At 70.0% G+C, this 20,034-nt stretch carries 18 protein-coding genes and 1 pseudogene; 7 read left to right on the top strand and 12 right to left on the bottom strand.

What is annotated here, in order from left to right; genetic code table 11:
• Positions 1-90: 90 nt before the first annotated feature.
• Genes OG780_RS24235 through OG780_RS24215 form a run of 5 tightly spaced genes read right to left on the bottom strand, consistent with a single transcriptional unit; the run spans position 91 to position 3,446 of the window.
• Positions 91-1,215: a tyrosine-type recombinase/integrase gene (locus OG780_RS24235; protein WP_328451458.1), complete on the bottom strand. Its 1,125-nt coding sequence runs from the start codon at positions 1,213-1,215 to the stop codon at positions 91-93.
• The gene (locus tag OG780_RS24230; protein WP_328458339.1) at positions 1,215-1,427 is read right to left on the bottom strand and encodes an excisionase family DNA-binding protein; all 213 of its coding nucleotides are present in this window, start codon (positions 1,425-1,427) and stop codon (positions 1,215-1,217) included. Before OG780_RS24230 ends, OG780_RS24235 begins: the two co-directional genes overlap by 1 nt.
• Positions 1,427-2,821 carry a replication initiator protein RepSA gene (gene repSA / locus OG780_RS24225; protein ID WP_443062328.1) on the bottom strand — a complete coding sequence of 465 codons (1,395 nt, stop codon included), beginning with the start codon at positions 2,819-2,821 and terminating at the stop codon, positions 1,427-1,429. The genes OG780_RS24230 and repSA overlap by 1 nt, the downstream gene beginning before the upstream one ends.
• A gap of 26 nt (positions 2,822-2,847) precedes the next feature.
• Positions 2,848-3,066 carry a hypothetical protein gene (locus OG780_RS24220; RefSeq protein WP_328451456.1) on the bottom strand — a complete coding sequence of 73 codons (219 nt, stop codon included), beginning with the start codon at positions 3,064-3,066 and terminating at the stop codon, positions 2,848-2,850.
• Complete coding sequence (locus OG780_RS24215; RefSeq protein ID WP_328451454.1) at positions 3,063-3,446, bottom strand: hypothetical protein; 384 nt, start codon at positions 3,444-3,446, stop codon at positions 3,063-3,065. Before OG780_RS24215 ends, OG780_RS24220 begins: the two co-directional genes overlap by 4 nt.
• A 246-nt stretch (positions 3,447-3,692) precedes the next feature.
• Here OG780_RS24215 and OG780_RS24210 point away from each other — a divergent pair, with 246 nt between their 5' ends.
• Both OG780_RS24210 and OG780_RS24205 read left to right on the top strand, forming a co-directional pair.
• Positions 3,693-4,451 carry a GntR family transcriptional regulator gene (locus OG780_RS24210; protein ID WP_328451452.1) on the top strand — a complete coding sequence of 253 codons (759 nt, stop codon included), beginning with the start codon at positions 3,693-3,695 and terminating at the stop codon, positions 4,449-4,451.
• A 455-nt stretch (positions 4,452-4,906) separates the two neighbouring features.
• Positions 4,907-5,245 carry a hypothetical protein gene (locus OG780_RS24205; protein ID WP_328451450.1) on the top strand — a complete coding sequence of 113 codons (339 nt, stop codon included), beginning with the start codon at positions 4,907-4,909 and terminating at the stop codon, positions 5,243-5,245.
• 913 nt (positions 5,246-6,158) lie between these two features.
• Here the strand turns inward: OG780_RS24205 and OG780_RS24200 are convergent.
• Together OG780_RS24200 and OG780_RS24195 are read right to left on the bottom strand one after the other, a co-directional pair.
• Positions 6,159-6,341, bottom strand: a pseudogene (locus tag OG780_RS24200) (FtsK/SpoIIIE domain-containing protein); the annotation flags it as partial.
• Between the two features lie 247 nt (positions 6,342-6,588).
• A complete protein-coding gene (locus OG780_RS24195) occupies positions 6,589-6,984 on the bottom strand; it encodes a VOC family protein (RefSeq protein WP_328451448.1) in 396 nt (131 codons plus the stop codon).
• A 609-nt stretch (positions 6,985-7,593) separates the two neighbouring features.
• Between OG780_RS24195 and OG780_RS24190 the strand changes: the two genes are divergently transcribed.
• On the top strand, positions 7,594-7,842 hold the full coding sequence (locus OG780_RS24190; protein WP_328451446.1) for a hypothetical protein: 249 nt from the start codon (positions 7,594-7,596) through the stop codon (positions 7,840-7,842).
• A gap of 113 nt (positions 7,843-7,955) precedes the next feature.
• Here OG780_RS24190 and OG780_RS24185 read toward each other — a convergent pair whose 3' ends face one another.
• From OG780_RS24185 to OG780_RS24175, 3 genes are all read right to left on the bottom strand, one after another.
• A complete protein-coding gene (locus tag OG780_RS24185; RefSeq protein ID WP_328451444.1) occupies positions 7,956-8,255 on the bottom strand; it encodes a hypothetical protein in 300 nt (99 codons plus the stop codon).
• A 323-nt stretch (positions 8,256-8,578) separates the two neighbouring features.
• The gene (locus OG780_RS24180) at positions 8,579-9,451 is read right to left on the bottom strand and encodes a calcium-binding protein (RefSeq protein ID WP_328451442.1); all 873 of its coding nucleotides are present in this window, start codon (positions 9,449-9,451) and stop codon (positions 8,579-8,581) included.
• Between the two features lie 152 nt (positions 9,452-9,603).
• Positions 9,604-10,836, bottom strand: coding sequence for an MFS transporter (locus OG780_RS24175; protein ID WP_328451440.1), 1,233 nt, complete (start codon positions 10,834-10,836; stop codon positions 9,604-9,606).
• Between the two features lie 316 nt (positions 10,837-11,152).
• Between OG780_RS24175 and OG780_RS24170 the strand changes: the two genes are divergently transcribed.
• The 4 genes from OG780_RS24170 (at position 11,153) to OG780_RS24155 (ending at position 14,757) form a co-directional block, all read left to right on the top strand.
• Positions 11,153-12,190, top strand: coding sequence for an ArsR/SmtB family transcription factor (locus tag OG780_RS24170; RefSeq protein WP_328451438.1), 1,038 nt, complete (start codon positions 11,153-11,155; stop codon positions 12,188-12,190).
• Between the two features lie 18 nt (positions 12,191-12,208).
• On the top strand, positions 12,209-12,715 hold the full coding sequence (locus tag OG780_RS24165; RefSeq protein ID WP_328451436.1) for a glutathione peroxidase: 507 nt from the start codon (positions 12,209-12,211) through the stop codon (positions 12,713-12,715).
• 74 nt (positions 12,716-12,789) lie between these two features.
• On the top strand, positions 12,790-13,656 hold the full coding sequence (locus OG780_RS24160; protein ID WP_328451434.1) for a MerR family transcriptional regulator: 867 nt from the start codon (positions 12,790-12,792) through the stop codon (positions 13,654-13,656).
• 216 nt (positions 13,657-13,872) lie between these two features.
• Positions 13,873-14,757 carry an alpha/beta fold hydrolase gene (locus OG780_RS24155; RefSeq protein ID WP_328451432.1) on the top strand — a complete coding sequence of 295 codons (885 nt, stop codon included), beginning with the start codon at positions 13,873-13,875 and terminating at the stop codon, positions 14,755-14,757.
• Between the two features lie 72 nt (positions 14,758-14,829).
• On the opposite strand, the gene OG780_RS24150 is transcribed toward OG780_RS24155, so the two are convergent.
• Complete coding sequence (locus tag OG780_RS24150; protein WP_328451430.1) at positions 14,830-16,821, bottom strand: MFS transporter; 1,992 nt, start codon at positions 16,819-16,821, stop codon at positions 14,830-14,832.
• 205 nt (positions 16,822-17,026) lie between these two features.
• Positions 17,027-19,873, bottom strand: coding sequence for a D-alanyl-D-alanine carboxypeptidase family protein (locus OG780_RS24145; RefSeq protein ID WP_328451428.1), 2,847 nt, complete (start codon positions 19,871-19,873; stop codon positions 17,027-17,029).
• Positions 19,874-20,034 lie beyond the last annotated feature (161 nt).

The raw sequence follows: 20,034 nt of genomic DNA, 5'->3' as shown, positions 1-20,034 counted from the left end.
CACGATTAAGGGCCAGTTCAGAGGCTTGATCCTCTCGAACTGGCCCTTTCGTATGATCGCGGCCGTGCCACACCCGTGCCACAAGGTCCGCTAGTCGTCTGTCTCGCCCCGCGTCTTGCGGATCATCGAGCCGAGCCGATCGGCGATCTCACGGTCACGGCCACTGACCACGTGCTGATAGATCAGCGCCGCGCGGGGCGTGCTGTGACCCATCCTGGTCATCAGCTCCCGCAGGCTCGCACCTGATGCGACCAGGGTGTTGCCGGTATGCCGTAGATCATGGAAGTGCACGTCTACGCTGATGCGCGCCTTGGCCCGCGCCTTGATCCAGTCGTCCCGGAAGTTGCTCCGCCGCAGCCGCCCGCCCTGGGGGCCCAGGAACACGTGTCCGTCACGGCCGGCCCCAGCGAAGCCGTCGAGGTGACCTTTCACGTCCGGCAGGAGTTCGGTCGGGAAGGCCACCGGCCGGACCCCGGCATCGGACTTGGGCGCCTTGTCGAAGAGCGCGCCCGTCTGCATCTCCGCCTGTGAGCGCTGGACCATGAGCGCCGCGTTCGTCGTGTCGACGTCCCGCTGGCGGAGCGAGGCCAACTCACCGAAGCGCAGTCCGGTGAACGCAGCCAGGAGAACGAGCAGCCGGTAGCGCGGGCCGATCGCGTCGGCCACGGCAAACACCTCCGCCACGGTGAGGGTGGGACGCTCCGGTACGTCGTAGCGATCGGCGCCCTTGATCCGACACGGGTTGCGGCGGATCAGCTCATCGTCAACGGCCGTGTTCAGGACCGCTCGCATGATCTGGTACGCCTTGACCACGGTCGGCTCACCGGTCCGCGCGAGGCACGCTGTACGCCAGGCCCGGACCTGCCCCGTCGTGATCGAGGACAGCGGACGTCCACCGAAGGTGGGCAGCAGGTGGAGCCGGATCACCGACTCGTGCCGCTCCCGCGACCGGGCAGCCAGCTTCCGGTCCTTGAGCCACGCCGTGGCGTACTCGCCGAACTGGACCTTGCCCGCGTCGGGATCGGACCACTGGCCGCGGGTTATGTCAGCCTCGATGTGGGTCAGCGCGACTTCCGCGTCGGTCTTGGTGGCGTACGTCTCCTCCGCGGTCCGGAGCTGCCCAGTAGCGGGGTCGCGGTAACGCGCCTGCCAACGACTGGATTTGAGCTGACGGACGGAACCGAAACGGCGACGCCTGCCCTGGTTGTTCGCCATCAGGCCACCCTCCGGAGCACGCCAGGCCGAACCGTCACCGGCTGAACGGTGTGCTCAGCGATGTAGGCGGACACAGCGCTCTCAGGTATGCGGACGTGCCGCCCAACCCTCACGAAGGCAATCCGGCGCTCTTCGATCAGGCGCCGGGGGAAGCGCACTCCCGTGCCGAGGAGTTCGGCAACGTGCTGCACGCTGAGAAGTCGATCCACGATCACCACTCCCCCTCTGTCTCGTGATCCGGCATGTCGGCCAGGGCTTCGCGTGCGGTCTCTCGGTTCAGGCGGATGTCCTTCGCGATCGAGGCGGCGAGCCAGGACTCACCGGGGGTGTGGCCCTGTCCGGCGTAGGTCCAGTGGGCGAGCACCAGCGTGGAGCCCTCCGAGTCGTCGAGGTCCTCGGGCAGGCCCCGTTCGCGGCGTTCCTGGCGTGCGCGGAAGTCGGCGCGAACCTGGCGCCGCTCGCCCAGGGTGGTGGAGTAGGCGCGGGACTTGGTCATGAAGTGGCCCCGGAAGCCGAGCATGTGGGCCCAGCGCCACAGCATCCGGTCCGGATAGGCGTCGTCCAGGTCCCGGCACGCTTCGATCAGCCGTCGCGTGTGCGGGGGCAGCGGCAGGCCGTCGAGTTCCGAGAGCTCCCCGATCCGGCGGTCCACGGTCTCGGTCGTCTCGGCTGCCTTGGTGGCGTACTTGGCGACGTAGGAGGCGACCGCCCCGTCGGTCAGCTCGATGCCCTCGATGCCGCCGATGGCCTGGACGTCGACCTGACTGCCCCAGCACAGGACACGGGCGGCGAAGGCGCCGGCGGACGGCACCGGAACCGAGACCCGACCGGCGGCAGCACGGATGGCGTCATCCAGGAGCGCGACCGTCGCCCAGGCCGGGGGCGGGGAGTCGGGCCCGTCCGGTCCGTCCATGCGCACCACCGCGTGGAAGTGCACGGCGCCGCGTTTCTGGAACTCGGCGACCTTGCCGAAGGAGACCCGGCACACCTCCTTCATGGCCGTCTGGGACAGCCCCGCACGAGCGGCGATCTCCCGGCGCAGGTAAATGGTGAAGCGGCGCCACAGATCCCCAGCATGGTTGTTCCACAGCACGGCGCCCGCGTAGTCGTACCGCGCCGGATCGAGGGCCGTGCCGAGCGCGGGATCGTCCTCCGCGTGGGAGCTCCCGCAGCGGCAGCGGCCGGACGCGGGCCGATTGTGCACGGGCCCGAACGAGGGCGCGGTCAGGGTGGCGAAGACACCGGGATGCTGACGGATCTCCCCGGAGATACCCATCCGGGAATCACCGGTGATCCCGGCACGGATCAGGTGGTAGACGTCTCCGGCGTAGGTCCAGGCGCACGACGGGCAGCGCGAGGCACGGCGGTTGCCGCACGCGACCCGGAGCATGCCGCCCGGCTCGTGCTCGGTGCTGTAGGAGTACAGGACGTCACCGGTCGCCCGGTCGCGAGTCACGGTCTGGCCCTGGAGCCGGATCGGGTGCGAGCAGCCTCCGGTACGACGTACCTGTTCCTGCCAGCGGTCGAAGTCCGGGGAGCCAGCGACCCGCAGGAGATCAGCGAGGGTCAGGGGGTCGGTGCCCATGGAGGCCGCAGCACCGGCCACGGCCTCCGGGGGGACGGGGAACACCGTCACGCGGCCACCTCCAGCGGCTCGACCACGGGCAGCGGAGCCGAGACGGGGGTGTAGCCGAAGGTGCGGTCCTTCGGGCAAATCAGGTCACCGTCGTGGGTGAGGATGCGCATGTCATCGGCGCGGACCCAGCGCCAGTGCGGGGCGTACGCCTCGCAGCCGGGGCAGACGGGCGGGACGGCGTCGAGCAGGTCGTAGCAGGACGGGAAGATGCTCATGCCGCCACCGCCTCAGCCGCCATGGCGCGCAGGTGACGTCGCACCGTCGACATCTGCCCCTTGGTCAGGGAGCAGTGGATGATCCGGTAGTTGTCGAACCGGGCGCGGTGAGCCGACCAGGCTTCAGCCGTGGAGGCGTCGTCGTCGCACATCTGCCAGAAGGCCACCAGGTGGCAGGTGCTGTTCATCAGCTCCGGCAAGCCCCACCGGTTGGCGCCATCGACCATGAAGGCCGCGACCTTCTCCAGGTCCGGACGCCGCTCGTGAACGTACTCCGAGGCGTACAAGGCGAGGATCAGCGCCACGTTCGGCAGACAGGCCAGAGCCGCAGGCGACAGCCGCACGGAGTGTGCGTGCGCGGCTAAGAGCTTCGAGTGCATGATGGTTGCTCCCTTTGAGGGACGTGGGGCGACGCATCTGCTTGGCGGTAGGGGCGTCGCCCTGCTGTGTGTCTAGGAGGCTTCACGAGACAACCTCTCTAGACATCTCCCATGAGAGCGCACATGTATAGAGACGTCAAGTCATCTGTATAGAGATGTTGGTCTGCGGTCGATTCGGGCTACACGCGCAGGGTGGCGCGTAGGCCTATGGCCTAGGCTGTCTAGAGAAGATGGGAGGGCTTTCGAATGGCCAGCACCGACGACGACCGTCGACCGAAGTACCAGCGGATCGCCGACTCTCTGCGCGAGGCGATCCAGTCGGGCGAATACGGTCCCGGTGATCGGCTTCCGGGCGAGAACGACTTGATGACCACCCATGAGGTGGCGCGCATGACTGCCCGCCAGGCTCTGAGCGTGCTCAAGGCTGAAGGCCTGGCCGAGTCCCGCAAGGGCGCCGGCGTCTTCGTCCGATCGTTCCGTCCGCTTAGGCGTCGAGGCATTCAGCGCCTGTCTCAACAGCAGTGGGGGAACGGCAAGTCCATCTGGTCGGCTGACATCGAGAATCGCGCGCTTGTGGTTGACCAAGTGACGGTGTCAGAGGAGTCGGCCCCTGATCACGTAGGTGCTGTCTTGGACCTGTCCGACGAGGACACAGTCTGCGTTCGGCGTCGACGCTTCGCGTTGGAAGAGAAGCCCGTCCTGCTCGCCACGAGCTACCTACCCATGTCTGTGGTGACAGGCTCGGCGATCACGGAGGAGAACCCCGGCCCGGGGGGCATCTACGCGAGGCTGGCCGAACTCGGTTACAAGCCCGTGCACTTCCGCGAAGAGATCCGCTCCCGCATGCCTTCCAAGGATGAGGCGGAGCAGCTCAGCATCTCCGCAGGAACGCCCGTGATCCTCATTTGCCGGACCGCCTTCGCGGACGAGGGGCGCCCTGTAGAGATCAACGAGATGACTCTGGATGCGGCTTCCTACGTCCTGGAGTACGACTTCGACGCGTGACCCGACGCAGGCCGTTACGGATTTCTCTACCTCATCAAGTGCCCGCGCGAGCGCGGGCTGGCCCTTGGGCTTGGCCCCTCTGCGCCTTCGGCGCCGGGGCCAAGCCCTGGGCCGCAGCGAGTGCGGGCCCGAGTCGAGAACGGTAAACACGCTGATGGGGCGGTTGGCTCCGAGACTTTAGGCAGCCACCATGGGGCGAGCCTCGAAGATCATGGCCCCAACGTCGTGCTTTACGGGCAGGTCCACAGACTGCCCGACTCGCGATGAGCTTACGGGGCCATGATCACTCGCCCCATGGCAGCTCCCGCCCAAAGTCTCGAAGCCAACCTCTCGACATCGTCGACTGCAGGTTAGTTACCTGAACAACCAACCGTGCCCGAATCGCGTGCAGTTGGCACGAGCGATAGCCTGTTAAGTGAGTCCAAATGCGGAAATTCCGTACTGGAGGTACAGCTATGGCTGTCGCAAAGGACGTCAGAGACGTTTGGACAATCAAGCAAAGCAATGGCCCCGAAGTACACTTCACCATCAATCAGCAAGATCACGATGGTACCTTCGCCTCGCCAGACAATACGGCGAAGTACAGCGACGATCACGGAACGATCGACGACGCCAGGGCTACCCTTGACGAGATCTCGTTCCGAGTGAATTGGAGCCAAGGGCCCAAGGGTCGGTACGTCGGACGGTTCGACTTCCAGGGACGTTTGACCGGCTTCTCCTTCGATGAAACCAATCCGGCAAGCCAGGCAACGTGGGTCTGCACCAGCAAGACCTTTGGCAACTTCGAGCCTTAGAGGCATGGTCTGCGCGGTTAACTTCCGGTTGACGCGGCACGGTTAGCTTCACCACCGGGGGCAGGCCGTCGTACAGCAGCGCAGTACCGCAACTTCAGCGACTGGTCCCGCTCGTTTCCGCCCCTGCGAGGCCGTGAGGCAACCAGCATGACCGTCGCTGACCGATCTATCTAGAGCTACGGATCAGAAGGCGTAGCGTGGTTGGCGGTGAGGTCGTCCGCACGGTAAAGGCCGCGACCCGGGGTGCGACAAGGGTCGGCTGCCTCACCACCACCTCAAGCCCGTGCCACTCTCGTGCCAGAACGGGCGGGGACTCACGGGGACTCGGCGACAACAACGGTGCATGAGCGCGCACTTACCCCAGTGCACGTCTCCGCAGCTCACCCCAGCAACCACCCAACCTCGCTCCTAAAGCGGGTGTCGCAGGTTCGAATCCTGCCGGGGGCACCAGGGAAAAGGTCCCGGACCGATCATGGTCCGGGGCCTTTGACATCCACGATTGACCTCAACGAGCACGGTCACTGTGGCTGAGGACCTCCATTGATCGCCTTTCGTCGTTCGCTCGCCTGATGGGTGCGAGGCCGTGTAGGCAGGTGGCATGTCACGCACGACACGGGGGCCGATCGCCCTCGCCGGGATCGCACTGGCGCTTGGGCTCGCAGGCGCAGCGGGCCGCTGGTGGGTGGGCGAATCCTGGGCCACCGTGATCACCATGTGCTGCTTCTCGGTGTTGATCCTTCTGGGCGCGGCGGGAACGCGGCGAGTGCGGCGGAAGCAGTAGCGACTCCCACGAAATCCGTCTTCAGAGAAGCGCGGCGATGGCTTCCGCCATGGGTGCCGGGACGCCGAGGCGGGCACGCGGGGGCGGGATGTCGATGGGCGTATCCGGTGCGGGTGTGGTGGTCGGCGACGCCTCCAGGTAGATCCCGGCCGCGCGTCCGATCTGGGCCAGACGGATAAGCTGGGTGACCATCTCGTCGCGCCGTTCCTCGTCCCTGCGAGGGGGGGCGTGGAGGAAGGGTTCGGCCACCTGGTCGACGAACAGGACGATGGGGATGGGGCGTACGTCCTCGGGGCCCCCGATGCCCGAGGTGACTCGCCCATGGAGACTCCACCGACTGCTGCGGGACCTGTCGTGATGGTCCCGGTCAGTACCCGGTTGCTCCTTGTGAAGATTCCTTGCCCGACGGGTCATCTTGATCGCGCTTCGGCCGGTTGGGCACATTCCCTCCTTCTGATCGCCCTCACTCACCCGTGCCCGGACTGTCATGCCCGCTGCGTGCCCGACCGCGGCGACCATCGGGGAACAGCGGTTCGGCGCCCGCCGGAGCGCAGCCGGCAACCTAGTTCTGCGGTGCCAGGGTGCGTAGGACGTCGAACTCGTTGCCCTCGGGGTCTGCCATGACCACCCAGTTCCGGTCCGGGCTTTGGCCCACGTCCGCCTTGGTGGCGCCGAGACCGAGCAATCTGGTCACCTCGTCCTCGGTGCTGCCGTCGATCGGGCTGACGTCGAGGTGAATCCGGTTCTTCACGGTCTTGCCCTCGGGCACCTGGATGAACAGCAGGGTGGGCGACATCTGGCGGGCCCGAACGTCCTCGACGGTCGGCACCCAGGAGCCGATCTCCACCTTGCCCTGGCTCCGGTCGATCACCTTGAAGTCCAGGACCTCGCACCAGAACGCCGCGAGCCTCTCCGGGTCGTGGCAGTCAACGACCAACTCGGTGAACCTACTTGTCATGCCTCTCCCAGATGGTTCGGACGGGCTCAGGGTATGCCGCCCGTCCGGCAGACCCGAGATCGTTGGCAACTCTGGGGCCTGTCCGCAGCCGCTGGCGACGATCCGATCAGGTCGGGAGACGTCAGCGATGCCGCAACCAATCCTCACGGTCGTTGAAGGACTTGGAGCTCCGTCGAGTATTCCGAACCATCGGATCCTTTTCACTGGCACACGAATTCCCGCACGGCGACTGGCCACGGGTTCTTCCTCAAATCGCGCTCAGAGAACTGTTCGTTTTCTTCAGGCGGCCTCGGTCGGCTCATAGTGTTCGGGGATCCGACAGGCCGGTGGGCCGTGGTCGTCATTTGGGGGCGCGTGGACAGCGGCAGCGGCAAGGTCCGGCGTGGGGTTCCGGGGTGTGTGCGGCTTCTTGGCTGGGTGTTGGTTCCGGGGCTGCTTCTGACGGGGTGTACGGCGGATCCTGAGCCGGGGGGTCGTCCCGTCGGTTCCTCGTCCCCCGACGGGCATCGCACGGCGCGGCAGACGGAGACGAAGCTCGCGGCAGAGGTCCAGTCGGCGCTCGATGCCGTTCCCGCCCAGGGGGCCATGGTCGAGTCAGGGGTGGAACGCGTGACCGAGGGCATCCACACGCGGCCCACTCTGGACGACGGGGCCGGCTACAGGCTCACCGTCGTGTGCGTAGGCAAGGGCGAGGCGGAGATCGCGTTCAGTCCGGCCGGAGCCGGCTCGGGGCGGATGGTCCCCTGTGACCGGTCCCTCGTCTTCGAGCGGCTCACCGGCCGGAGCGGGCTCGCTCTTGACGTCCGGGGCAGGCCGGACGCGGCGGGGATGATCGCCTGGCGGATCGAGAAGGTGTGAACGAACCCCGGGGCCTGTCCCGGCACCGGGGCTCGTCGCACATTTCGTGAGGACGCGCGAACACGCGTCCCCGGGATGGAGCGGGGCGGGATCGGCGTTTCCGTTTCCCTTCTCTACGCGGCGCCGCTGATGTCGGGGGCGATGTAGCGCCGGTGGAGCGGGTTGATGGAGGTGTCGGGGGCGCCGGTCATGCCGGCCTTCTGGATCGCGGGGGCGAGGCGTTCGGCGAAGAAGGCCTCGAACGCCTCCTGGGACTCCCAGACGTCGGTGACGTGCAGCCCCTGCGCGTCGAACCAGGCCACGTGCATCTGACCGCCGGCCCCCGGGACCTCCTCCCACTGCACCGCGTCCCGCACGGTGTCGTACTGCTCCGGCGTGGCTTCCGCCCAGTGCATCGACATCACGATTGCCATGTCCGGCCCCTTGCTGCTCGTAGTGGTGACGCGTTCTCGGACCAGCAGACATCCGCTCGCCACCGCTCACATCTCCACGGCGGCCAAAGGCGTTCCCCTGCCGGTACCGAGCATCGGGATCGTTCCACCCGCCGAGCCGCGCCGGACAGAGCGCGCGGAGGCACACCGGCGCCTGCGGCGAGCCTCGTACGCTCGCCTCGGGTGCTCCGCTCCCAGGGCGACGACGACACGGTCGCCGCCCCCTTCCACGGAGGCCTCCCCCGAGTCGGACCGGGCGCCCGCCGTCCGCCGTCCGCCGTCCGCTCAGTACCGGTAGACCCGGTTCAGTACTGGTAGACCCGGTCGGTTCCCGGGCCGCCGGAGAGGGTGTCCGTGCCGGAGCCCCCGTGCAGGAGGTCGTTGCCGCTGTTGCCATAGATCTTGTCGTTGCCGGCGCCGCCCTCGAGGCGGTCGTTGCCGCGGCCGCCCTCGATGTGGTCGGCGCCCGCGTTGCCGTAGACGATGTCGTTGCCGTCGTCGCCGAACAGACTGTTGTCGTAGTCCCGGTAGCTGCCGTCGGCCTCGCTCACTCCGCCGCTCAGCACGTCGTTGCCCGCGCCGCCGTGGCAGGTGTAGCCGCAGGAGCCGAGGACGTCGTTGCCCGCGCCGCCGAAGGCGCCCTCGCCGTAAACGCCGCCGCCCCCGTACAGGTGGTCGTTGCCGTCCTGGCCGTAGAGGACGTCACGGCCGTGGCCCGTCAGGGAGTCGTTGCCGGACCCGCCGTAGATGCGGGAGTAGCCGCGGTTGTCGGGGTCGACCGTCGCGGTGTCGTTGCCGTCCCCCAGGTTGACGATCAGGGTGTCGAGGTCGGAAGCCGAGGTGTTCGGCTCGGTGACCGTGCAGACCGCCTGGGTGGTGTCGCCCGATGCGGGACGGACACAGCCGGCGCCGAGGGAGATCTTCACGCTGTCGTCGAACGTGTAGATGAAGTCGGCGAGTTGGGAGTCGGGGTCGGTCGCGCCGAGCGCCCAGGAGATCTTCAGGTGGTTCGTCTGACCGGCGGCCGCCGTGTAGAAGAGCTTCTGGCCTGTGGACGCGGCGGTGGCGCTCGTGGTGGTCGCGGCGCTCGCCGGGGCCACGACCGCCGCGGAGACGGCTGCCGTGGCGGCGGCCATCACCAGCACTTTCGGAAGGACGGAGTTACGGCGACTGAACATGCTTCCCCCTCGGTGGGATTCCCCGGCTCGGCGGGCCTGACGGCGCCGCCGTTCCTGCGTTCCGGGCGCCCGGAACGTATGTGTCCGGACATTCCTTTCGACACCGGCGGAGGAAGGGTGGTTGTGACCCCTGTCGTACAACTTTCCTTGGTTCAGGGAGAGTTCACCTCGGATTGTTCCTCTTTTGGCGCGGACGGCTCCGGGCGTTGGCCCTCCGGGGGCGCTGCGCGGTGCCGGAGCAGCGAGGGGGCCAGGGTCAGCGTCACGGCGATCGAGGCGGCGGCCATCACGGTCATCGCCGCTGCTGGCGAGGCGAGTTGGGCGATCCCGCCCGCCAGCGCCGCGCTCACGCCCTGCATGGTGAGCATGCCCGCCGTGTGGAGCCCGAGGGCGTGGCCGCTGAGTTCGTCGGGGATCAGGGCCACCAGGCGTTCCTGCTGGATCAGGCTCGACCCGAAGCCGATCGAGGCTACGGCGACGAGAACGGCGGCGACCGCCACGCCCGGACGCAGGACGAAGAACAGGTACGGCGTCGCCAGGAGCAGCAGGAACGGGACGCCCAGGCGGGCACGGACCCGGGGCGGCAGCAGACGTCCCGTCGTCACGTCCCCGACGAACATGCCGAGGGCCGCGAAGGCGAACAGCGCGCCGGCCCGGCTCGGCGCGTACGACACGTACAGCGATTCGCAGCCGACGACCAGGCCGTTCGGCAGCCAGAGCAGGAGATAGAGGGTGCGGCGCTCCGGTGAGGAGAAGAGGCGGGCGTTGGTGTGCCAGGTCCGGGCGATGGACGGGCGGCCCAGGGCTCGGGGCGCCCTGGGTGTCAGGCCGAGCCGGGCGGTCAGGGCGGCCGCCAGGTACAGCCCGGCCGCCAGGAGGAGCGTGACGCGCGGGGACAGCAGGGCCACGAGGACGCCACCGGTCGCGAATCCGGCGATCTGGGCGATCCCGCTCATCATGTTGAACACCGAACGCCCCAGCAGATATCCCTCCTTGGCGAGGATCTCGGTCAGCAGGCCCCACAGGACCCCGCCGCCGAAGGACTGGATCAGGCCGAGGAGCAGGAGGAGGGCGAAGATCGTCCAGATCGGCAGCCCGGGGATCGCCATCGCCGCCGTGCCGAGTCCGAAGAGGAGCGCGATGCCCGCCACGGTCGCGCGCGGCGGCAGCCGGTCGGCGGCCGAGAGCATGGTGGCCGCGCCGACCATCTGGGCGAGCGAGGGCCCGAACATGCTCAGCGCGGTGAGCAGTGGCGAGTCGGTGGCCCGGTACACCAGGGTGCCGAGAGCCAGACCGCTCACCGTCGAGGCGGCGGTCCGGAAGCAGGAGGACAGGAAGAGCGGGGTGAACTCCCGCGTGCGGAAGAGCTCGGAGTAGCTGCGCATCCGCGGAGTCTGCGGGGTCGTACGGACGGTCGATATTGTTTCGCGCGGGCGCGAAAGGTTCAGGGAGAGCGGACGCGAAGGGCCGGGCCGGAGCGGACGCGAAGGGCCGGGCCGGAGCGGACGCGAAGGGCCGGGCCGGAGCGGACGCGAAGGCCGAGGCGCACGCGAAGGGGCCGGGCAGAGAAACGGGGGCCCGGCACGCGAAGGGCCCGGGGAGAACAGGGCCCGGCACGCGAGGTTCCGGGCCGAGGCGGGCGCGAAGAGTCCGGAAGAGAACAGGGCCGGCACGAGTGGGCCCGGGAGACAGGAGGCGGCCATGGGCTGGTGGCAGGTGAACGCGGACACCCTCGCCGGGAGCCGTTTCGTGCTGTCGCCGCTCGCCGAGACGTTCGCGTGCCTGAAGCTGCTGCACGCGGAAACCGCCACGCACCCCGGTGAACGCGCCTGGCTGAACGTCCATCTGCCGGCTTACCGCGGGCGGCTGGCCGCCGACCCCGTCACCGCGCTGCTCGTGCGCTGCGGGCTCGGGCAGGCGTGGATCGCCGACTTCCTCACCCCGACCCCGTACGGCGACGAGACCTTCGAGACCGAGGCCGCCCGGGTGCGGGAGGTCTCGCCCCGGGACGCCCACGGCCATCTCGTCCGCTCGGTGGGCGGCCCGCTGCCCGCGGCTCTCGCGGGCCGTGACGATCTGCCCGAGCGGGCCGCCGCGCTGCTCACCGCCGTCTGGGAGGAGTCCGTACGCCCTGACTGGGAACGGCGGCGGCGCGTCCTGGAGGCCGATGTGGTGGCCCGGACCGCGCGGTTGGGCCAGGGCGGCTGGGCGGCGGCGCTGAACGGGCTGCGGCCCGGGACGCGCTGGCTCGGCGGCAACCGGCTCCAGGTCAACCTCCACGAGTACCCGCCGCGCGAGATCTCCGGCGCCCAGCTCGTCTTCGTCCCCGTCACGCCGAAGGCCGGATGGGTGTCCTGGGAGGGGTCCAGCCGCTACGCCGTGGTCTACCCGTGCGCGGGGGCGCTGGCCGACGTACGGGCCGCGGTGGTGCCGGAGAGTCTGGGGGCGCTGCTCGGGACGGCGCGGGCCGGTGTCCTGGTCCGTCTCGACTCGCCCCTGTCCACCAGTCAGCTGGTCGCCGTGACCGGGCAGGGACTGGGGTCGGTCGGCCGTCATCTGCGGGTCCTGCTGGACGCGCGGCTCGTGGAGCGGCGGCGGGCGGGACGGTCGGTGCTGTACTCGCGCACGGCAGCCGGTGAGGTGCTCGTCACAGCGCAGCGCCAGGGCCCGGGCGGCGGACCGGAATCGCCGGACGGGCGCCGGGAGCGGACCGGCGGGACCGGCGGGACCGACACCTAGCGGAGTTAGCATCCGCTTATGACTACTGACAACACCGGTTCCTCTGTGCTCGCCGTCGAGATCGGAGCCCTCCAGGGGGGTTCCGCCGACCTGTCCCAGTACGCGGGCAAGGCCGTCCTCATCGTGAACGTGGCCTCCAAGTGCGGGCTGACCCCGCAGTACGCCGGCCTTGAGAAGCTCCACGAGCGCTACGCCGGCCAGGGCTTCACCGTCCTCGGCGTGCCCTGCAACCAGTTCCTCGGCCAGGAGCCCGGCAGCTCCGAGGAGATCGCCGAGTTCTGCTCCGCGACCTACGGCGTGACCTTCCCGATGACCGAGAAGGTCGACGTGAACGGGGACGCGCGGCACGGGCTGTACGAGCGTCTGGTGGGCACCGCCGACGCCGAGGGGCACTCCGGTGACATCCGCTGGAACTTCGAGAAGTTCCTGATCGGGCGGGACGGCACGGTCGTCGGCCGCTTCTCGCCGCAGACCGAGCCGGAGTCGGCCGAGCTGGTCTCCGCCGTGGAGAAGGCCATCGGCTGACTCTCGCGGCTCCACCGTTGACCTTGCCCCTGGGGCAAGGGGGAGCGTCCCTGTCACCGGGCGGAAGGCGCCCGGTGACGGAGGATGACAGGGTGGACAAGGACCTGCTCACCATCGGCGCGTTCGCCTCGCGGGCGCGGCTCTCGGCGAAGGCCCTTCGGCTGTACGACCGGCTGGGGCTGCTGACCCCGGCGTACGTCGACGAGGTCAGCGGCTACCGGTACTACCGGGCCGAGCAGACCGAACGGGCCCGGCTCGTCGCGCTGCTGCGCCAGCTCGACATGCCGCTGGCGCGGATCGCGGACGTGGTGGAGGCGCGCGGCACGGAAGCGGCCTCGCTGCTCGCCGCGTACTGGGACGGTGCCGAGGCCCGCTTCGCCTCGCAGCGGGCGCTCGCCGACTACCTCCGTGGACGTCTTTCCGGGAGGAGTTCCGAGATGTACGAGAAGTTCGTCGTCGAGACCGCCGAGGTGCCCGAGCAGGCCGTGCTGACCGAGAAACGGCACGTCCTGGCGCCCGAGCTGCCGGTGTGGATCCCCGCCTCGCTGGGCCGGCTGGAGGAAGGCGCCCGGGAGGCCGGGGGCATCACGGGGCCGCCGTTCGTCGTCTATCACGCCGAGGTCGGCGTGGAGAGCGACGGTCCGGCGGAGACGTGCGTGCCGGTGATCGACGAGGCCGCGGCACGGGCCTGGGCCGAGCGGCAGGGCCGGGCCACCGGGGCCGGAGTGCGGGTCGAGCCGGCCCGGCGCATCGCGTTCGTCCGCATCAGCAAGGCGCAGGTCGCCCACCCGCAGATCCTGGCCGCGTTCGAGGCGGTCGAGAGCTGGGTCACCGACCGGGGGCTGTCCGTCGACGGCCCGTGCCGGGAGATCTACTTCGCCGACTGGGACGCGGCGGGGCCGGAGGACCTGGTGTGCGACGTGGCGTTCCCGGTGAGGTGACCTGAAGGGACCGCGTCGAGGTGGGCGGGGCGCGCACTTTCGTGTGATGCCGCGCCCATCTCGCCCGGTGCAGCGCCCACCTTCGTGTGACATTGCGGGCACCGCACCCGGGAGACGTGTACGAGTGGGTGTTTCGGTGGTCTCGTCCCCTCTCGGGAGTTCGCTGTGCCTTCTGTCGCTTCCTCGGTCCATGTTCTCGTCCCGGTGCCGAAAGGCGTGGCATCCACGGAAGTGGCGGAGCACCGGCTCTCGTGGGAGGGCTACGGGTACACCGCGCGGGTCGCCCGCCACGGCCCCCCCGTCACGGAGCCGCTGCTCGTGCTCGGCGGGTCGGACCAGACGCGGTACTCGTGGATGCGGCACGAGCGGTGGCTCGGGGAACTCGGGACCGTCGTCACCGTGGATCTGCCCGGGTTCGGGGACGCGGACTTCCTGCCCGCCGAGCACGGGATCGACTTCCTGGCCGAGTGCGCGGGCCACATGCTGCGCCGGCTCGGGCTCGGCCCGGTCAACCTGTACGCGGGGTGCTACGGCGGGGCGGTCGGGCTCCGGCTCGCCCAGCGGTATCCGGAACTGCTGCGCCGGGTCGCCGTGCAGGGGATGTCGGACCATATTCCGGACTGGTTCGCCGAGGCGCTCGTGGGCTGGGTCCGGCTTCTGGAACAGGGACGCGTCGAGGAGACCGCCGAGGAGTTCGTACGGTGCTTCGTACCGCCGCCCGGCGACCGCACCGTACGCAAGCACGCCGCGCTGACCCGGCTCATGTACCAGCAGTTCGCGGCGCAGACCCCGCGCGATGTCACCGTCACGGTCGAGCGGAACCGGCGGCTGCTGGCCCACGAGTGGTACCGGCGGGCGCCCGTCCCCGCGGTCCCGTATCTCGTGTTCACCGGCGAGCACGACACGCTGACCACGCCCGGCATGGTCCGCTCGGTGGCGGCGGACCTGCCGGGCGCGTGGTTCACCACGATCGCGGAGTGCGGCCATCTGGCCCATCTCCAGCGGCCCCAGGACTTCTGCGATCTGCTCGTCCGCTTCTTCCGCGACGGACGGCCGCAGGACGCGGGCCTGTCCTACTGCGGGCCCTTCGAGCGGTACTAGTGCACCGACAGGCAACGTTCGCGCGACGGGGTGAACGTCGCCTGCCGGGGCACTGGAGCCGTCGCGGAGGGGTCAGCGCAGCTCCTCCGGGCACGGTGTCCCCCGCGGGAGCTGGTACGGCGCCGCGAGCCGGTAGGTGCCCGGCTTCGGGGCGAGCAGCTCCGTCCAGATGTCTCCCGCCGCGGTCTCCTCCGTCGGCGTCAGGCAGCCGTTGAGGTTCTCGTACGTCTTCGGGGCGTCGTCCGTGCGGCGCTTCGACGCCTTCGTCTCCTGGGGCGCCTTCAGGCTCTTGCCGTCCTCGTCGACGATGCTCAGCCACGGCGAGTACGGGATGCGGATGAGGATGCGGCCCGCTTCCTTCACCTCGATGGTCATCTCGCCCTGCTCGGCCAGGTCGACCACGGCGTGCGGCTCGGCGAGCGGAGTGGGGTCGGTGACGGTGAAGAGCTGCCAGTTGGCGTCGCCCCAGATCTGCCGCAGATACGGCATGCCCCGCTGGACGAGCTCGCGTTCGCGCTGGCCGCCGTCGCCGTCCGGTTCGCCCTTGGGCAGCACGACGTAGTGGATGGCCCAGCGCTGGAGCCACTCGTGGTAGTTCGCGGAGTTGAGCGTGTCGTCGTAGAAGAGCGGGTTGCGCTCCATGTCGGCCTGACGGTTCCAGCCGCGGGCGAGGTTCACGTAGGGGGCGAGGGCGGAGGCCTCGCGGTGCGAGCGGGCCGGGACCACCTCGACGCGGCCCTTCTCGGCGTCCGCGAGCTGGAGCTGGTTGACGAGCGGGGCCAGCTCGCGCGCCCAGGAAGCCGCCGGGGTCGTGTGCACGATGTCGTCGACCGTCTTGAAGCCGATCCAGCCGGTGAACACGGTGAGGGCGATGACGGTGGTGTACCACTTCCGTGACTTCGGCACGGTGAAGGGCAGCGCGGCGACCAGGGCGACTCCCGCGAACAGCATCGCGAGGCGCGTGATGTTCGAGCCGATCTGGGAGCTGATCAGCCAGACGAGGAGCACCGCGAGGCCGTACACCGCCGCCGTGATCCGTACCGTCGTCCACTCCTTGGGCACCACGTAGTAGACCGAGGCGGCGGACGCGAACGGCAGGATGACCGAGAAGAACGTCATCGGCTGGGTGCCCGAGAAGGGGAACAGCAGGGCCGAGAGCCCGACCACGACCGTCGGGGCGATACCGAGCGCGTAGGCACCGGGACGGCGCCTCTGGAGGAACATGGCCGCGGCCAGCAGGCCCACGAACAGTCCGGCGACCGGCGAGGCGGCCGTCGCGAGCGCGGCCAGCGGCGCCGCGCACAGGGCCTTCGCCCAGCGTTTGTAGCGCCAGCGGTGGGGCCAGCAGAAGACGACGGCGACCGCGCCGAGCGCGAACGCCGTGCCGAGGCCGTACGTCACCCGGCCCGAGATGGCGTTGCAGACCAGCGCGAAGACACCCGCGAGCGAGGTGGCGATCGGGTTCCGGACGACCCGGCTGCGCAGGAGGATCAGCGTCAGCAGGCCGGCCGAGACCGTCCCGGCGATCATCATCGTCGTCCGGACGCCGAGCACCGACATCAGGTACGGCGACACCACGCTGTAGGAGACCGGGTGCATTCCGCCGTACCAGGCGAGGTTGTACGCCGAGTCCGGGTGCCGGCCGACGAACTCCGCCCACGCGTCCTGCGCCGCGAGGTCACCACCACTGTTCGCGAACGTGAAGAACCACACAATGTGGAGCACGCCGGCGAAGGCGGTGAGGAGGAGGACGGGGTAACGGCGGAGAAGGCCGAGCGCCGCGGCTCCGGCCGTCGCGGCCTTCCCCGCCGACTCGGTCCCGCCGGTTTCCCCGGGCTCCCCGGCGGCGCCACCGGCCGGGTCCGCGGCTGCGCCCGCGCTCACGCCCGGGTCCGCGACTGTGTCCGTGCTCGCGCCCGTACCCGCGCTGGCGCCTGCGCCTGCGCCTGTGTCCGCGACTACGTCACGGACCACCTCGCGCGTGCCGGCGCGCAGCGGTATTCGCGGGCCCGTTCCCTGGCCCGCATCGGCGTCGTCGGCGTGTGTCGGCTCCGCTGTCGCCACTGCAAGGTTCTCCCCGTGTCCCGTTTGGTCCGTTCTGGGCCGGGACCCGCGGCTCGCGAGCAGCCCCGATTAGCGCGACGCTAGCACGCACTCCGCCGGACAGCCCCCGAGTGGGGCACCGTCCGGCGGAGTGCGGGTGCGGGTGCCGCTCCCCGCCGTACGTCACCGATGTGTGCGCGCGTACGTCACCGGTGTGCGTGTCCGCTCAGCCGACGCGGGTCACCTTCGCGCCGAAGCCGGGCTCGGCGAGGTCCGACTGGAGCGCGACGGGGATCCGCACGGCCTCGCTGGAACCGTCGCCGACCCTCAGCTCGCCGACGACCGTGCCCGCCTCGCCGGTGTGCGGGACGGCCGACTTGCCCTGGCCGATGCTCAGCTCGGTCTTCAGGCCGGGCCACCCGACCGCGGTCATGTTCTTGGTGGCGACGACCGGGGTCCGGCCGCCGAGCTGGTCGTCCACGTAGCCGACGACCTGGCCCTTCTTCACCACCGTGGCGGTGATCAGGCTCTTCTGGACCTTGTCGATCAGTTTCTGGCTGTTCGTGATCGCCAGCTGGAGGCTGTCCCAGAGCTTGCCGGTGCCGGCGTTCTGGTTCATCACCGCGCCGTAGATCGTCTGCGTCTTGCCGTCCACGACCTTGGTCGCGGCCCACACCAGGTTGCCGCCCGCGGGCGTCGACGAACCGGTCTTCAGGCCGATCACGCCGACCTGCTTCACCAGCAGGTCGTTGTTGTTGTAGATCGTGCCGGGCAGCCCCGGGATGTCCGCCTTGGCCATCCCGACGATGCCGCGGAACACGTCGTTCTTCATGACCCGCTTGGCCAGCTTGATCTGGTCGGTGGCCGTGCTGACCGTCGTCTTCTGCAGACCGCTCGGGTCCGTGTACGTCGTGTTCGTCATGCCGAGATCCTTGGCCGCGGCGTTCATCTTGGCGACGAAGCTCTTGGCGTCGGAGTCCCAGCGGCTCAGCAGCCGCGCCACGTTGTTGCTCGAGGGGATCATCAGCATCTGGAGCATCTGGCGCTCGGTGAACTGCTGGCCCTTCGTCATCGGCGCCTTCGACTCGTCCGGCAGCTTCGACTCGTCCTCGGCCTGCTGGTCGACGGTGATCTTCTCGCCGTCCTCGTTCCCCTTGAGCGGGTGCTCCTGGAGGATCACGTACGCCGTCATGATCTTGGCGACGCTCGCGACGGGGGCGGGGGTCTGCTTGCCGTCGGTACCGAGACTGCCCACGCCGTCCACCTCGATCGCGGACTGGCCCTGACCGGGCCAGGGCAGGTCGAGGGTGCCGCCGCCGAAGGTGTACGTGCTGTCGGCGCTGAGCGTGAGAGCCGGGGCCGGCAGCGGGCGGAAGGCCTGCGCGACTGCAAAGATCACCACGAGCAGCAGAACCAGCGGCGTCCAGATCTTGACCCGCCGTACGAGGGTGCGGACCGGGGTCTGCGGCGGCGGCGGAGTGTTCGTCAGCTCGGCGAGCAGGTCCAGCGGGGGCTTCGGCGGAAGCGGGAGCTGGGTGGTGCGCTCGGGGCCGACCTGCGGAATGGCAGCGGTGGCCGCCGCGGGCTTGTCGGCGAACTTGGGCGCGGGGGCGGGGGCAGGCGCGGACGCGGTCCGCTCGGACTTCGCGGCCCACTCGGGCTTCGCGGTCCGCTCGGGCTTCGCGGAGGGCTCGGGCTTCGCGGAGGGCTCGGGCTTCGCGGAGGGCTCGGGCTTCGCGGAGGGCTCGGGCTTCGCGGAAGGCTCGGGCTTCGCGGAAGGCTCGGGCTTCGTGGAAGGCTCGGGCGTCGGCTTCGGGCGCGCCGGAGGGGCGAAGTCGTCGAGCCGGTTGAGGGGGACGAACTTGCTGGTGCGCACGGGGGCACCGGCGGGCTTGGCGCCGGGCTCGTCGGTGGGCTGCTCGGCGGGCTTGTCGGCGGCCTTGTCCGCGGGGGTGTCCGTCGGTCCGGCAGCGGGCTTCCCGTCGGCCGGCTTCCGGGTGGCGCCGCCCAGCTTGAGCATGGTGGTGGGCTGATCCACGGCCGGGCGTCGCGGGGTCTTGAAGACGGCGGTGGGCTGATCGACGGGGGGCTCGGGGGTGGGGGCCTCGCCGGCCTCCGTGTCCGAGGGCTCGTCGGAGGAGTCGCTGTCGCCGTCGAGCCCGCCCTCGGGCGCGTCCGAGGGCTCGTCCTCGGGTTCGGCGTCGCTGCCGCTCCCGGGCTCGTCCTTGGAGGCGGACGCGGGCTCGTCGTCGTCCGCCTGGTCCGCCTGGTCCGCCTGGTCCGCCTGGTCCGCGGAAGTCTCGTCGGAGGCGGCTTCCGGCTCCTGGTCGGACTCGGGCTCCTGATCGGACTCGGGCTTCTTGCCGGTGTCGATATCGATGTCGAGGTCAGGGCCGAGGTCGGCGGCGGGTTCGGCGGCCTCCTCGTCCGTGCCGGACGCCACGTCGGACGCCGCGGGCTCGCCCGGCTCCTCGGCGAGCTCCGCCTCGGCGTCGGCGTCGGTGTCGGTGTCGGTGTCGGTGTCGTCACCCTCGACGGCGTCGGCCGGCTCCGTGTCGTCCGTGTCCGCGTCGCTCTCGCCGGCGTCGGCGTCAGCGGCTTCGGCGTCGTTCACGGCGTCGTCGCCGCCCGTGGGGCCGTCATCGTCCGCGGGCTCGTCGCCACTCCCGGAGCCGGCCCCGGTCGCGTCCGCCGGAGCGGGCTCGTCCGGTCCGGCGACCCACGCGGCCACCGCCGCGCGCAGCCGGGTGTCACCCTCGGCGTTCTTGCCCCCGGCCTCGCCCTCGCCGCCCGCGGACTCGGAGACACGCTCCGGTTCCGTCGTGCGGGCCTTCTCGGCCGAGAACGCCTTCGTGGAGAACACCGCCGTCGCCTGATCCACCCGTACCGTGGCGGCCCTCTCGCGGGCCATCGCCATCCGGGGGTCGGCCGGAGCCGAGCTCTGGGTCGACGTCGACGCCGGAGCGCCCGACCGCGCCGGACTCGGAACCGACGCCGGGGTCACCGGCGTCGCTTCTGCCGACGACGCCGACGACTCGTGCTGCTTCGACCTGTCGGGGGACTCGCCCGCCACCGATGCCTCCTCCATGCGGCGCGCGCCCGCCGCGCGCCGAAAACGAACCGTCAAACCCTTGAACCGCCGCCCGGACACCGCTGCCCGAACCATGTACCAGTGTCCTGTGCGAGGGCTCGACTCTTGCGGTAGACGAGAACGACATACCTGCCGGTTCCCTC

Origin of the sequence: Streptomyces sp. NBC_00386, assembly GCF_036063235.1 — a bacterium.
In the GTDB taxonomy this organism is placed as follows: Bacteria; Actinomycetota; Actinomycetes; order Streptomycetales; family Streptomycetaceae; genus Streptomyces.
The sequence above is the reverse complement of the archived record's forward strand: the minus strand, read 5'-3'. Positions and strand labels throughout refer to the sequence as shown.

Coding starts and splice junctions, on each gene's coding strand:
- OG780_RS24235 (WP_328451458.1), bottom strand. CDS start 1,215: ATGGCGAACAACCAGGGCAGGCGTCGCCGTTTCGGTTCCGTCCGTCAG.
- OG780_RS24220 (WP_328451456.1), bottom strand. CDS start 3,066: ATGAGCATCTTCCCGTCCTGCTACGACCTGCTCGACGCCGTCCCGCCC.
- OG780_RS24215 (WP_328451454.1), bottom strand. CDS start 3,446: ATGCACTCGAAGCTCTTAGCCGCGCACGCACACTCCGTGCGGCTGTCG.
- OG780_RS24210 (WP_328451452.1), top strand. CDS start 3,693: ATGGCCAGCACCGACGACGACCGTCGACCGAAGTACCAGCGGATCGCC.
- OG780_RS24205 (WP_328451450.1), top strand. CDS start 4,907: ATGGCTGTCGCAAAGGACGTCAGAGACGTTTGGACAATCAAGCAAAGC.
- OG780_RS24195 (WP_328451448.1), bottom strand. CDS start 6,984: ATGACAAGTAGGTTCACCGAGTTGGTCGTTGACTGCCACGACCCGGAG.
- OG780_RS24185 (WP_328451444.1), bottom strand. CDS start 8,255: ATGGCAATCGTGATGTCGATGCACTGGGCGGAAGCCACGCCGGAGCAG.
- OG780_RS24180 (WP_328451442.1), bottom strand. CDS start 9,451: ATGTTCAGTCGCCGTAACTCCGTCCTTCCGAAAGTGCTGGTGATGGCC.
- OG780_RS24175 (WP_328451440.1), bottom strand. CDS start 10,836: ATGCGCAGCTACTCCGAGCTCTTCCGCACGCGGGAGTTCACCCCGCTC.
- OG780_RS24170 (WP_328451438.1), top strand. CDS start 11,153: ATGGGCTGGTGGCAGGTGAACGCGGACACCCTCGCCGGGAGCCGTTTC.
- OG780_RS24165 (WP_328451436.1), top strand. CDS start 12,209: ATGACTACTGACAACACCGGTTCCTCTGTGCTCGCCGTCGAGATCGGA.